This window comes from Paraclostridium dentum (genome assembly GCF_048568265.1).
GTDB lineage: Bacteria > Bacillota > Clostridia > Peptostreptococcales > Peptostreptococcaceae > Paraclostridium > Paraclostridium dentum.
On record NZ_CP183813.1, the window covers coordinates 1,719,860 to 1,733,873 of the forward strand.

The following is a 14,014-nucleotide window of genomic DNA, read 5'->3' on the forward strand; positions in this document are numbered from 1 at the left end:
GGATAAGAAGAAATTAAGAAGTACTCTGCTTTTTCTTGCCTCTTCTGCAAGTCTGGTTTTTTCTATCATTAAACATTCCTCCTTATTTTACTTTTGATTTGAGTTAGTATATATATTCTCTATGTTAAAGCTACTTTATACATAATTTAATTGTTTAATATTTTATTTGCTAAAATATTAAAATTTTTATAAATTTTTAAACATTATAATAACCTTGGAATTAAAAGATAAGAAGTTTTAATTCCAAGGTTATTATTTTAATAAAAATACTTTTCTATATTGATTAAGAATTCATTTTTATCGCACTTATCATCATTTGCTAAATTATTATTAATCCATTTAACATTTTCAATCCCACATATGTTTAATGTAGATTTAATTATTGTGTTTTCTATAGGATTGCCTAATTCATTTTTAATATATTCTGTATCACTTTCAGATGTAGTTATAAGTACCCCTTTGTTTATATGATTCAATTTTCCCTTAGGTCTTTTATTTACTTCTTCAAAAGCAAACTCTTTTATAAATACTTTGTCAAAAAAACCTTTAAGCATTGCAGGTACATTATTCCACCATATAGGAAATATAAATACTATTTCATCACTTTCTTTTAAAATATTTTGATATTTTTTAACTAATTTATCATCAGACTCCCCTTTTGTGTATAATTTAACTTCCTCTGATGTCATAACAGGATTAAAGTTATCTTCATATAAATCAATTATGTTATAGTTTTTGCCACATTTTTCAATGCCTTTAATTACATTCTCCATTATATTTTTGTTAAATGAATTTTTATCTGGATTAGATATTATTATTGCAGTGTTCATATTTTAATTCCTTTCGTCTTTAGTTAGTTTTTATATTATTATTTATAAATTTTTATATTTATATTCACATTATAAAACTTCTACTAAATCGTCTTTTCTTCCATACAAATCTCGTTTTCTATAAATAAAATATCCTATAATCCACCTTATACAAACATCTAATCCCATTGCTATCCATACACACTCAATATCTAAATTTGTAAAATATACAATTATAACCGTAAGTGGAACTCTTATTCCCCATATACCTATGCCCGATATAGTCATAGGTAATTTTGTAAATCCAGATCCTCTTAATGCTCCATTTATTACTCCTCCCAAATTTCCAGATAACTGTATAAGCCCCATAACTATTAAATATTTAGATGCTATATTTATAAGTTGTGTATCATTTGTTAGTACTAGCATTAATTTTTCCGGGAAGAATATTAATGGTATTGATGTTATAATTGTTATAATTATAGTTGATTTAAAAAGTTCTTTCATATATTGTTTTCCTAATTCTTCATTTTTAGCTCCCACACATTGACCTACAAAAGCAGTGGCTGCAATTGCAAATGCATTTGATGGCATAAAAGATATAGATTCAGCTTGAAGCCCTAGTTGATAAGCTGCAAGCGTAACTTCTCCATAATTTAATATGGCTCTTGTTAAAATAATAGTAGATAATTGCCAAAATGAATTTTCTAATGATATAGGTATTCCTATCCTATATACATTTTTTATTTGCTCTACATCTGGCTTAAGTTCTTTTATAAATAATTTTATATCAAACTTAATTTTCTCTACTTTTTCTCCAAAATATACATATCCATTTTTTCTGTTGAACATTAAATATGCTCCATAAAAACACGCTATGAAATAACCACTAAAAGTCCCTATAGCAGCACCTTGAACCCCTAAACTTGGCATATTAAAGTTTCCAAATATAAATAAATATCCTATAAATATACTAGTAATATTCATAGACATAGCTATTTGCATAGATATTCTTGCTTTATTCATTGATTGCAAACTAGATGTGCATATAAGCATTATACTCATAAAATATAATGACCATGATGATGTTTTAAGACACTTAGATGCTATATGCATAAGATCACTGCTTGGATTGAATATAGATAATACAAACTCCGTATTAAAAAATATGAATTGTTGAATTATAATAATTAAAATGCTAAGACCTATAATTGTTTGTTTTATTATATATTTTATTTCTTTTGTGTTTTTCGATCCATATGCTTGTGCTACAAACACTGCACTCCCCATGGTTATTCCTCTTAAAATTGCCCATGTTATATTTATTATTCTATTACTTAAACTAAAGGCACTTATAGATACCGGATCTAATCTCCCCATCATTCCTGTTAAGCAAAAACCAGCTGTCATTTGCAAAATACTTTCTAAAACAATCGGTAAAACCATTATTTGTATAGTTTTTCTGATTTCCCTTTGACTAAGTTTACTGCATTCCTCCATAACATCCCCCCAATACTAAATTCAAATTATAATAAATATTATATCAATATTTTTTGTTTATGTACTCATAGCATTAAATTTATATTTAAAATTTAATTATTACAAAAAAAATAGATATACCAAAATAACTTAATACATAATATTTACGTAAAAATTATTTTGGTATATCTTTAAAATCAACTATGGTTATTTTCTCTAAGACCTCTTCTATATCTTCTGTAACTCATCATGTCTATAGCAACAAAACTAGTTCCTACTCCTATCATTATTGCTCCTGGTATATGCCCTGTTATAACTCCTACTAAAACTCCTATTAATGCTCCTGTTGTGATATATATAGCAATTTTAGCAAATTTATTGAACTTTAAAGGTATATAAACCGCCATTCTAGTATATAAGAAAGCTCCTACTATTAAACCTACCACTGATAATATTATGGTTTCTTGCATATTTCCTAAAGTCAGTCCTAGCCCTAATCCTATTAGAATACATCCAAGGGTTACCATCGCAATTCTCCTTTTTATCTTTTTTTATATTATATTCTTGTACATTTCAAAAGTTGCTAAGTTTCAATATATAATTTGTGCAAGTGTTTTATATTCATATTTGGTATGATATACTATTTCTTATGATAATTTAGTTTCAAAAGGAGGTTTTTTATGTCATTTTTAATTTTAATAATAGGATTTGCACTTCTTATAAAAGGAGCTGATATTTTTGTAGAGGGCGCATCTTCTGTAGCTAAGAGGTTTAATGTTCCTCCTATGCTTATAGGTCTTACTATCGTTGCTATGGGTACAAGTGCTCCTGAGGCTGCTGTAAGTATATCATCTTCGATTGCCGGTCAAAACGATATGAGTATAGCTAATGTTGTTGGATCTAACTTTTTTAATATACTGATTGTTTTAGGTGTATCTGCTATAATTGCAAAATTACCTGTTGAAAAAAATACAATAAAAAAAGACACACCTTTTTTAGTATTTATAAGTGCATTACTTATTATTTTAGGTATTAATTTTAAGATAAGTAGATTTGATGGTTTAGTTTTATTGTTATTATTTGTATTTTTCTTAGTAAATATGATTAAATCAAATCTAGGTCAAAAAAGCTCAGATGTATCAGCTGGTGAAAGCGCTATAGCTATAGAAGCTGTAGAGGTGACTGAATCTGAAATTTCATCCTTGCCTAAAACTATAGTAATTTGTTTAATAGGTATTGTTGGTATCGTATTGGGTGGTGATTTAGTCGTAGATTCTGCAACTAAGATTGCAACCGCTTTTGGTATGAGTGCAAACTTAGTTGGTCTTACTATTGTTGCTATGGGTACATCTTTACCAGAATTTGTAACGTCTGTTATAGCTGTTAGAAAAGGTGAAACTGAAATTGCAATAGGAAATGTAATAGGGTCTAATATATTCAATATATTATTAGTCTTAGGTCTAGCTGCTGTAATTCACCCTATGGCTATTAGTATGTTTGCTTTAATTGATACTATATTTATGACTTTAATAACAGTTTTACTTTACATATTTATGAAGAAAAACAATTGTTTAAATAAGACTCATGGTTTTATATTTATTGCGATCTACATAGCTTACATGGCCTATACTATAGTCCGTTAAAGAAATAAAAAAAGAATGCAAGTTAACTTGCATTCTTTTTTTATTTCTTTAAGTTTTCAACACTTTTTGTTTTTAACTTTTCTATTATTTTAAAACTTAAAGGATATTTAAATTCTTTATGTCTGTAATATTGTATAATTGCTATTATAAATGTAATTAAGTAAATAATAGACATTGCAGGTATTAAATAAGCCGCTTTCTTTACTATACATACTAATAATAAAATTGCAAATTCATATATTACAAATGATATATAAAAATCAATAAGTTTTAATCCATTCTTCTTTACAAATTCAGATTCTTTCCCATATATCTTCCATGCAGCGTATGCTATTATAACCCCAATTATATTAAGCATCATAACAGCTGCTGTCATTACCATCATAGTAATGCTTTCATTTTTTGTAGATCTTTGATTTTCTGTCATAATACATTTCCTTTCATTAATAATTTATATATTATATTTTGAACCATTTATCAAAAATCGTCAACTTTTTATTGAAATTCTATATTCATTTACTATTTTAAATTATTTAGATATAATGCTTATAAGTAAAGTTTACATATTGGAGGTATATTATGGCAATAGAAATGAACATAAAAGAGTTATATGATGTTGGAGAAAGCTTTGAAAGCTGTGTTGGAAAAGGATCAAAATTTGAAAGATGTAGAATTCCTAAAAACACATCAAGAATCCACTTAAACGAAGTTACTATAAATAAAATAGCTAGCTATCCAAACAAGGTTAATATACTTGTTTCAGGGGAAATATGGTGTCCAGATTTTCAACTTAATGTGTCAGTTTTAAAAAAGTTTGTTGATATAAATGATAACTTTGATATATCTGTTATAACTATGGCTAGAGGTAAAAAATTTATGAGTGAAGCCTTGAACATAGAAAAAGAAAACTTTAAAGGTCCAACAATTGCATTTTTAGATGAAAATTTTAATGTTATAGGCGTATTTGAAGAACGCCCTCACGAAGTAAAAGAAGTTGGTGACTTTGAAGAAATAAAAATTGATTATTATAAAGGTAAGTATTTATTAGATACAGCTAATGACTACTTACATATATTAAATATAAAATAAAAAACTACTAGATAGAGTTTTCTATCTAGTAGTTTTTTATTTTTAAATAACATTTTTTGCATTTTCATAAATCTCAACATCTTCATATTTTTCATTTTCTTGAATTTTAGATTTATTTTTTTGAAGTATTTTTCTAGCAATTACAAGTACTATTGCTTCAGATAAAAGTGTAGTAAACCATATACCTGTACCTCCAAATATAGACGTCATTAATATTAAACTTAAAGTTATTACTACTAATCCTCGCCCTAATGAGATTACACTTGCATGTATGGCTTTTCCTGTTGAAACACAAAATCCTGATATTATTACATTATATCCCATAATCAAATATGCTACTGAAGATATTCTTAAAGTTTTTACAGTATAATTAAATAGTGTTATATCTGATTTATCAATAAATATAGATACTATTTGATTTGCAAATATTAAAACTAATAAAAATGCTATCACTGAAGCCTTTGTTATATAGCTTAAGCTCATTTTTAAAAGACTAAGCACTGATTTATTATCTTCCATACCATAATAGTAACTACATATTGGTTGTAATCCTTGAGATATTCCTAGCATAGTTGTAAGAACTAACGTTGTTACATAGCAGATTACACTATAACTAACTAAAGCATTTTCACCTATTAACATTAATATACTTTGATTGAATAGTAATATAACTACAGCTAAACTTGCCTCTGTCATAGAATCTGGAATACCTATTAACACAATTCTTTTTATAAAAGTAAAATCAAATTTAAATTTGCAAAATCTTAGTTTCCCTCTTCTTCTTAAAAAATGAGCTAAGAAAAACGTCACTGAAAATACTCTAGCAATTCCAGTTGCTAAAGCTGCTCCTTCAACGCCCCACCCCCATTTAAGTACAAATATATAGTCTAAAACTATATTAGTTATTGCTGAAATTACAACTCCTATTGTAGATAAATGAGGATATCCATCACATTTTATAAGTAACTCAAGTCCATAAGAAACTAAATAAAAAGTAGTAAATAATATAATATTACCTAAATATCCTTTAACTAAAGGCAATGTACTTTCTGTCGCTCCTAAAAATATAGATATCCTTTCTAGGTTAGCTAAACTAAATACAATAATAAATATAGATATAATAGCTAGTACTACAGTATTAAGTGTAAAATATTCACTCGCTTTTTTATTATCACCTTTACCAAGAGTCATAGATACAACAGTTGATGCACCAGTTGATAACAAAACTGACACAGCAAATAAAGTATTTATAAATGGTGTTGATATATTAACAGCTGCCAAGGCTTCGCTTCCAACCCCTTTGCTGACAAAAGCTCCATCTACCATAGAGTATAGTGAAAATACCCACATAGATGCTACTGATGGTATTACATATTGTTTAAATTGAGTTTTTAAATCTTTTACATTTTTCATAATTATTGCCTCCCTCCACCTAATTGAATATAAACTATGGTATAATACTCAAGTCAACAATTTTATTTCAAAATGGGGTGATTTTTTTGAAAAGAAAATATTATAAAACTGGAGAATTATCAAAAATCTATAATTTAGGTAGAGATTCCCTTAAATATTATGAAAAGTTAGGTCTCTTAAATCCAGGTAGAGATACAAATTCTTACAGAATGTACACTATAAAAGATATATGCAATTTAAATTTAATAAAAGAACTTAGAAGCCTTGATTTTTCTATGCAAAGGATAAAAGAGTACTTAGAAAATAGAAATGTTAAAACTACTAAAAAAATGTTACAAGAAGAGATACAACTTATAGATCAAAAGCTAGACGAACTGACTATACACAAAGAAAGCTTAAATAAAAGGCTAAGCTCTATTGATAATACACTAGATCATACAAATTTTAATAGAATTGAACTTTTATACATGAATAAAAGAAAAGCTCTTACAGTTAATTCAAATGTTAGCTTTGATGAAAATGTAGATTACCTAATTCAAAGGTTAAATGAAAAATTTGATGATAAATTCTACGTATTAGGAAATAGCAATTTTGGAGCAGTATTTGATACAAAAAGTGTTTCAAATGGAATTTTTAATAATTATAAATCTATATTTTGTTTACTTGATGATAACGCTACCAATTTTAATTTAACAATAGAAGAGGGTTACTATGTAACTTATACATATAAAGGCGATTATAAAAAAACAGCAAAAATAATCCCTATGCTATTTAAATTTATAGAGTTTAATAACTATACTATTCTTGGAGATCCTATAGAAATTTATAAAATAGATATTTATGAAACATCTGTAGAAGATGAGTACGTTACTCAAGTTCAAATTCCAGTTCAATTAGTAAGTGATTTATATGAATTCTAAAAAAAGGGTATATTATCTATACCCTTTTTTGTTACGGAATTAAAGTATCAATTCCATTTATATATTCTTCATCTTCTATTGAGGAAATAGAGCTTAAGTTTATATTAACTCCAGCTTTAAGTTTTACTAATTTACAAGGAAGTAATCTATTGCTATCAAGTTTATCACTTAAAAACTTTTCTATAAATTCAGTAGTATTTGAATAATCAGCTTCATATTCACTTCCATCTTTCATCATAATTTTTATCATAAGTTGCCTCCATAACCAATTTGAAACTTACGCTCTTTCTTGTACTGTTATTTCTACATTGTCATCATTTCCATCTATAAGTATATGACATCCATTATAAACTTTACCAGCTATCATCATTTTAGCTATTTTTGTTTCTAATACATTTCCAATATATCGCTTAAGTGGTCTAGCTCCATAAATAGGATCATAACCTTCTTTTATCAATACATCTTTAGCACTATCCGTTATACTTAAAGTTATATGCTTATCAACTAATCGTCTTCTTAAATCATCTAAGAATATGTCTATAATTCTTCTAATGCCTTCTTTATCAAGAGGTTTAAACATTATAATATCATCAACTCTATTTAAAAACTCAGGTTTAAATCTTCTCTTCAGTTCATTCATTACCATTTCTTTAGTAGACTCTTTTATTTCACCTGAATCTTCTAATAGATATGAACTACCTATATTTGAAGTCATTATTATTATTGTATTTTTAAAATCAACTGTTTTACCTTTATTATCAGTAAGTCTTCCATCATCTAATATTTGAAGGAATAAGTTAAATACATCTTCATGCGCTTTCTCTATTTCATCAAATAGTAATACTGAATATGGATTTCTTCTTACAGCTTCTGTTAATTGGCCTCCTTCTTCGTATCCTACATATCCTGGAGGCGGTCCTATAAGTCTTGATACTGCATGTTTTTCCATATATTCTGACATATCAATTCTAATTATATTTTCTTCACTATCAAATAAATTTCTAGCTAAAGTTTTTGCAAGTTCTGTTTTACCAACACCTGTAGGTCCTAAGAATATAAATGATCCTATTGGTTTATTTTCATCTTTAAGTCCTGCTCTGTGACGAATAACAGCATTACTTACAGCCGTTACAGCTTCATCTTGTCCTATAACACGAGTTTTTAACTCTTCTTCTAATCTTAGTAATTTTTCTTTTTCGCTTTCAACTAACTTAGTTATAGGTATATTTGTCCATTTAGAGATTACTTCTGCAATTTCTTCTTCTGTAACCTCTTCTTTTAATAAAGATGTTTGATTGTCATCTTCCATTTTTTCTTCGGCTTCTTTAATTTCGTTTTCAAGCTTTGGAATTATACCATATTTAAGCTCTGCAGCTTTATTTAAATCATATTCTCTCTCATATCTTTCTACATCTCCTCTAGCCTCATCAAGTTTAGCCTTAAGGTTTCTAACATTCATTATATGTGACTTTTCTTTTTCATATATAGCTGTTAAATCATCATTTTTAGACTTAAGTTCAGCTAATTCATCTTGAAGTTTTTCAAGTCTTCTTTTACTTGCTTCATCCTCTTCTTTAAGAAGTGCTTCTCTTTCAGTCTCTAATGTAAATATTTTTCTTCTAACTATATCTAACTCAGTTGGTAGTGAGTCAATTTCACTACGAATCATAGCACTTGCTTCGTCTATTAAGTCTATAGCTTTATCTGGCAAATATCTATCTTGTATATATCTATCTGATAATTTTGCTGCTGCAACTATTGCAGAGTCATGAATTCTAATACCATGATGAATTTCAAATTTTTCTTTTAATCCACGAAGTATAGAAATTGTATCACCTACACTAGGTTCATCCGCTATAACTGGTTGGAATCTTCTCTCTAATGCTTTATCTTTTTCTATATACTGTCTATATTCATCAAAAGTAGTAGCGCCTATACAATTTAGTTCTCCACGAGCTAACATTGGTTTTATTAAGTTTCCTGCATCCATAGCACCATCTGTTTTTCCTGCTCCTACTATTGTGTGTATCTCATCTATAAATAAAATTATTTTCCCTTCAGCACCTTGAACTTCTTTAAGCACTGCTTTTAATCTTTCTTCAAATTCACCTCTATATTTAGCACCTGCTATTAATGATCCCATATCAAGCGCAAATATAATTTTATCTTTAAGTCCTTCAGGTACGTCTCCTCTGACTATTCTTTCTGCTAAGCCTTCTACTATAGCAGTTTTCCCAACACCTGGCTCACCTATTAAAACAGGATTATTTTTTGTTCTTCTTGAAAGTATTCTTATAACTCTTCTTATCTCTTCATCACGACCTATAACTGGGTCTAATTTATTTTTTTTAGCTAAATTTATTAAGTTTGTACCATATCTAGCTAATGCGTCATATGTACCCTCTGGATCTTGGGTTTCTACTCTTTGATTTCCTCTAACTTTTGATAATACTTCTAAAAAGCTGTTTTTATTTATATTGTATTGTTTAAATATTTTACCTATATTTGAACGTGATTCTAATTCAATTATAGCTAAAAATAAATGCTCAACACTTATATACAAATCATTGAATTCTTTTGAAATTTCTTCTGATTTTATTAATACTTCATTTAACTTTCTTGTAGCTACTACACCTTGTGAACTAGCTGCCTCACCTTGAATTTGAGGTAGTTTTAAAAGTTCAGTTTTTACACTTGCTTTTAGGCCTTCTACAGATATACCCATTTTCTCTATTATTCTAGGTATTAATCCATCTTCTTGGTCTATTAATGAATAAAGTAAATGTATTGTATCTACTTGTTGGTTATGATTTTTAACAGCTTCACTAAAAGCATCATTTAAGCTTTTTTGGACTCTTTGTGTCATTTTATCTGCTTCCATAAAAAACTCCTCCAAACTTTTAAATTTAATTTACTATAACTTATACCACTATAAATTTATAGTAAACATTTACCATTAATTTAAATATATTCTTATTTTTCTTTAATTTTTTTAAATTGAAAAATATTTTTTAATGTATTCCTTTATATTATTATTAGCTTTAATTTATTTCATAATTCACATTAAAATTATTACAACTCTTATTAAATAAAAAAGTGGATAATCTTAAAAGATTATCCACTTTTATGCATATATATCAGAAAATTCAACTTCAATTTTTTGCACGAAATTGGCCTTTAAATTACAGTCATCTATTAGTTCTAGTTTATGGCTGTATAAATTGCAAGGCATATCTATTATAAACTCACTGCCTTGTCCTAGTTCACTTTCAACATCTATATTTCCACCATGTAACTCAACTAAAGACTTAACTAAAGACAGACCTATCCCACTTCCAACTTTAGTATCTATACTTTCATGTTTAACTTGTTTAAATCTATCAAACACTTTATATAAATCTTTTTTAGGTATTCCAATACCTTCATCTTTAACTCTTAATTGAATCTTATCTTTTAAGTCTTTTATAGTTACCTGTATTGCTTTCCCTTTTCTATTAAATTTAAATGCATTTGATAATAAATTTAATACTATCCTCTCCATTTTATCTAAATCAAACCCGATAACTTTTTCTTCCACATCTGTATCAAATATTATATCCATTTCATTTTGATTTGCAAAATCACTTACAGAATCACAAATACTCTCAACAAAATTAACTATGTCATAATTTTTAGGGTTAAATTCTACATCTTCATAAGTTAACTTAGTTGAGTCAATCAAATTGTCTACTAGTTTCAATAGTCTATATCCATTTTGTTTTATTATATTTAAATACTTATCGTCTCTATCATTTGTTTTGTTATTTATTATATCGTATCGGTAATTTAACATTTGAACTGAACTAAATATTAAGTTTAATGGTGTTCTTAATTCATGTGCTGTATTGGCTAATGCTTCTGAACGTGCTCTTTCTAATGCTTCTTCATGTTCTTTTCTCTCCGTTATATCTCTTGCTATTCCTATGATTCCAATTACATCTCCACCGTCTGATATTATAGGTGTTTTTATGATTTCTAAATAAATTTTCTTCCCATTTTTCAATATAACGTTTTCATAATACATTTTAGTAGATCTAGTGTCTACAACCTCTAAATCATTATCTCTATAACTTTCAAAATTTTGACTAATCACAGGTAAATCTTTATAACTTTTACCTATTATATCATTTCTATCTAATTCTACTAGCTCCGTTGCATAACTTTTATTACAACCTACTATATTCCCATCTATGTCTTTATAAAATATATAATCCGGTATCGTGTCTATTAGTAATTGTACGGTTCTTAAATGCTGTATCTCTTTATTTTCTACAAGCCATAATACATATTTATCATCTTTTACATATGATATTTCAACTTTATACCATCCATCTAAATAAGAAATATATGAATCTTCATCTATTTTACCTTCTTCTAAATTTTTATCTAAAATAGAAGGTATAATATCATTTATACTTTTTTCTTTGATATTTTCTTCATCTAGATCCACAAGTTTACAAAGTTTATCATTAAAGTCTTCTATTATAAAGTCTGTAAAAATTCCTTCTTCATTTTTTATAGCTTGTCCATATATACATGGCAATGGACACAATTTTAAAATTTCACTACAAAGTTTAAAGTTTAGCATTCCCCCACCCCTAACAAAATTACTCTATATAAATTATAACAAACTTGTTTATATATTTCATTATTAAATTGTTAATATTGTTTATATTTTGTTAATAAGTCTGTGGATTATTTTTTAAATGACTTTTTTTATAATTGTAATTTAATATTTATTTTAATTTTTGTATATAAAAACATTTTCCTGTAATATTTTTCACTATAATTGTAAGAAATTAACTACTAATCCTTTATTTTTTTCTCAATTTGAATTAAAATTATTAATAATAGTAATTATATAATAATAATAATACAAATTTAATAGATAAGAGGTACGAATATGTCAAATGAAAATAAGTCATCAAACTTTATAAGAAACATAATAGTTAATGATTTAGAATCTAAAAAACATGATACTATCATAACTCGTTTCCCACCTGAGCCAAATGGATATTTACATATTGGTCATGCTAAATCTATATGTTTAAACTTTGGTTTAGCTAAGGAGTTTAATGGAAATGTAAATTTAAGATTCGATGATACAAATCCAGTAAAAGAAGATGTAGAGTATGTAAACTCTATAAAAGAAGACGTTCAGTGGTTAGGCTTTGATTGGACTAACTTATACTTTGCTTCAAATTATTTTGAACAAATGTATGAAAGAGCTGTTCTTCTTATAAAAAAAGGTAAAGCTTATGTATGCGACTTAAACGCAGAGCAAATGAGAGAGTATAGAGGTTCTTTAACAGAACCAGGAAAAGAAAGTCCTTATAGAAATAGATCTATAGAGGAAAATCTTGAATTATTTGAAAAAATGAAAAACGGAGAATTTGGAGATGGAGAAAAAGTTTTAAGAGCTAAAATAGATATGTCTTCTCCTAACATCAATTTAAGAGACCCTGCTATATACAGAATATCTCATTCTCATCACCATAATACTGGTGATAAATGGTGTATATATCCAATGTATGCTTTCGCTCATCCATTAGAAGATGCTATAGAGGGTATAACTCATTCTCTATGTTCGTTAGAATTTGAAGATCAAAGACCACTTTATGATTGGGTTGTAGCTGAGTGTGAAATGCCAGAAGTTCCTCGCCAAATAGAATTTGCTAGACTTAATCTTACAAATACTGTTATGAGTAAAAGAAAACTTAAACAACTTGTTGATGAAGGTGTAACTGATGGTTGGGATGATCCTCGTATGCCTACTATAGCTGGTCTTAGAAGAAGAGGTTACACTCCAGAAGCTATTAGAAACTTCTGTAATGAAATAGGTGTGGCTAAAGCAGATTCTACAGTAGATAGCCAAATGTTAGACTATTTTGTAAGAGAAGACTTACAGCCTAAAGCGCCTCTTGCTATGGGTGTTTTAAAGCCTTTAAAACTAGTTATAACTAACTATCCAGAAGGTCAAGTTGAAATGCTTGAAATAGAAAACAATGCTAAAGATGAAACTAAGGGTAAAAGATTAGTTCCATTCTCTAGAGAAATATATATAGAACAAGACGACTTTATGATTGAACCAGTTAAAAAATACTTTAGATTATTCCCTGGTAATGAAGTTAGATTAAAGGGAGCTTACTTTGTTAAGTGTAATGACTTCATAACTGATGAAAATGGAAATGTAACTGAAATCCACTGTACATATGATCCAGAGACTAAGAGTGGTTCTGGCTTCACTGGCCGTAAAGTTAAAGCTACTATACACTGGGTAGATGCAAATAGTGCTGTTCCTTGTGAGTTTAGATTATTTGAGCCATTAATCTTAGATGATGCTCCTGAAAATGAAGGTAAGCACTTCTTAGAGCAAATAAACCCTAATTCTCTTGAGATAGTTCAAGGTTTTGCTGAAAAAACTGCTATAGAAAATGCTAAGCCTCAAGATAAGTTCCAATTTGTAAGACATGGATTCTTCAATGTAGATTCTAAATATACTACTGATGAAAAGCTAGTATTTAATAGAGTAGTTCCATTAAAGAGTTCATTTAAACCGAATAAATAATATAACTAAAAAGCTGAGTTAAAATACTTTTTATTAAGTATTTCACTCAGCTCT

12 protein-coding genes are annotated in these 14,014 nt (G+C 27.6%); 4 read left to right on the forward strand and 8 right to left on the reverse strand.

The window, feature by feature from the left end; genetic code table 11:
* Positions 1-257: 257 nt before the first annotated feature.
* The 3 genes from ACN6I1_RS07825 to ACN6I1_RS07835 all read right to left on the reverse strand — a co-directional run bounded on the left by ACN6I1_RS07825 (position 258) and on the right by ACN6I1_RS07835 (position 2,815).
* Positions 258-830 (reverse strand): NAD(P)H-dependent oxidoreductase, encoded by a 573-nt coding sequence (locus ACN6I1_RS07825; RefSeq protein WP_419741507.1) that lies wholly within the window; start codon positions 828-830, stop codon positions 258-260.
* 69 nt (positions 831-899) lie between these two features.
* Positions 900-2,309 (reverse strand): MATE family efflux transporter, encoded by a 1,410-nt coding sequence (locus ACN6I1_RS07830; RefSeq protein WP_419741508.1) that lies wholly within the window; start codon positions 2,307-2,309, stop codon positions 900-902.
* Between the two features lie 176 nt (positions 2,310-2,485).
* Positions 2,486-2,815 (reverse strand): hypothetical protein, encoded by a 330-nt coding sequence (locus ACN6I1_RS07835; protein ID WP_021431384.1) that lies wholly within the window; start codon positions 2,813-2,815, stop codon positions 2,486-2,488.
* Positions 2,816-2,968: 153 nt separating this feature from the next.
* Here ACN6I1_RS07835 and ACN6I1_RS07840 point away from each other — a divergent pair, with 153 nt between their 5' ends.
* Positions 2,969-3,931 (forward strand): calcium/sodium antiporter, encoded by a 963-nt coding sequence (locus ACN6I1_RS07840; protein ID WP_419741509.1) that lies wholly within the window; start codon positions 2,969-2,971, stop codon positions 3,929-3,931.
* Positions 3,932-3,971: 40 nt separating this feature from the next.
* Here the strand turns inward: ACN6I1_RS07840 and ACN6I1_RS07845 are convergent, their stop codons facing one another.
* Positions 3,972-4,358 carry a DUF4870 domain-containing protein gene (locus ACN6I1_RS07845; protein ID WP_419741510.1) on the reverse strand — a complete coding sequence of 129 codons (387 nt, stop codon included), beginning with the start codon at positions 4,356-4,358 and terminating at the stop codon, positions 3,972-3,974.
* A gap of 152 nt (positions 4,359-4,510) precedes the next feature.
* Here ACN6I1_RS07845 and ACN6I1_RS07850 point away from each other — a divergent pair, with 152 nt between their 5' ends.
* Positions 4,511-5,020 carry a thioredoxin family protein gene (locus ACN6I1_RS07850; protein WP_419741511.1) on the forward strand — a complete coding sequence of 170 codons (510 nt, stop codon included), beginning with the start codon at positions 4,511-4,513 and terminating at the stop codon, positions 5,018-5,020.
* Positions 5,021-5,062: 42 nt separating this feature from the next.
* Here ACN6I1_RS07850 and ACN6I1_RS07855 read toward each other — a convergent pair whose 3' ends face one another.
* Positions 5,063-6,433 carry an MATE family efflux transporter gene (locus ACN6I1_RS07855; protein ID WP_419741512.1) on the reverse strand — a complete coding sequence of 457 codons (1,371 nt, stop codon included), beginning with the start codon at positions 6,431-6,433 and terminating at the stop codon, positions 5,063-5,065.
* Positions 6,434-6,519: 86 nt separating this feature from the next.
* Between ACN6I1_RS07855 and ACN6I1_RS07860 the strand changes: the two genes are divergently transcribed.
* The gene (locus tag ACN6I1_RS07860) at positions 6,520-7,353 is read left to right on the forward strand and encodes a MerR family transcriptional regulator (protein ID WP_419741513.1); all 834 of its coding nucleotides are present in this window, start codon (positions 6,520-6,522) and stop codon (positions 7,351-7,353) included.
* 31 nt (positions 7,354-7,384) lie between these two features.
* On the opposite strand, the gene ACN6I1_RS07865 is transcribed toward ACN6I1_RS07860, so the two are convergent.
* The 3 genes from ACN6I1_RS07865 to ACN6I1_RS07875 form a co-directional block, all read right to left on the reverse strand.
* A complete protein-coding gene (locus ACN6I1_RS07865) occupies positions 7,385-7,603 on the reverse strand; it encodes a hypothetical protein (RefSeq protein WP_419741514.1) in 219 nt (72 codons plus the stop codon).
* A 27-nt stretch (positions 7,604-7,630) separates the two neighbouring features.
* Positions 7,631-10,234: an ATP-dependent chaperone ClpB gene (clpB, locus tag ACN6I1_RS07870; protein WP_419741515.1), complete on the reverse strand. Its 2,604-nt coding sequence runs from the start codon at positions 10,232-10,234 to the stop codon at positions 7,631-7,633.
* A 243-nt stretch (positions 10,235-10,477) separates the two neighbouring features.
* Complete coding sequence (locus tag ACN6I1_RS07875; protein WP_419741516.1) at positions 10,478-11,980, reverse strand: ATP-binding protein; 1,503 nt, start codon at positions 11,978-11,980, stop codon at positions 10,478-10,480.
* A 315-nt stretch (positions 11,981-12,295) separates the two neighbouring features.
* Here ACN6I1_RS07875 and ACN6I1_RS07880 point away from each other — a divergent pair, with 315 nt between their 5' ends.
* Complete coding sequence (locus ACN6I1_RS07880) at positions 12,296-13,960, forward strand: glutamine--tRNA ligase/YqeY domain fusion protein (protein WP_419741517.1); 1,665 nt, start codon at positions 12,296-12,298, stop codon at positions 13,958-13,960.
* Positions 13,961-14,014 lie beyond the last annotated feature (54 nt).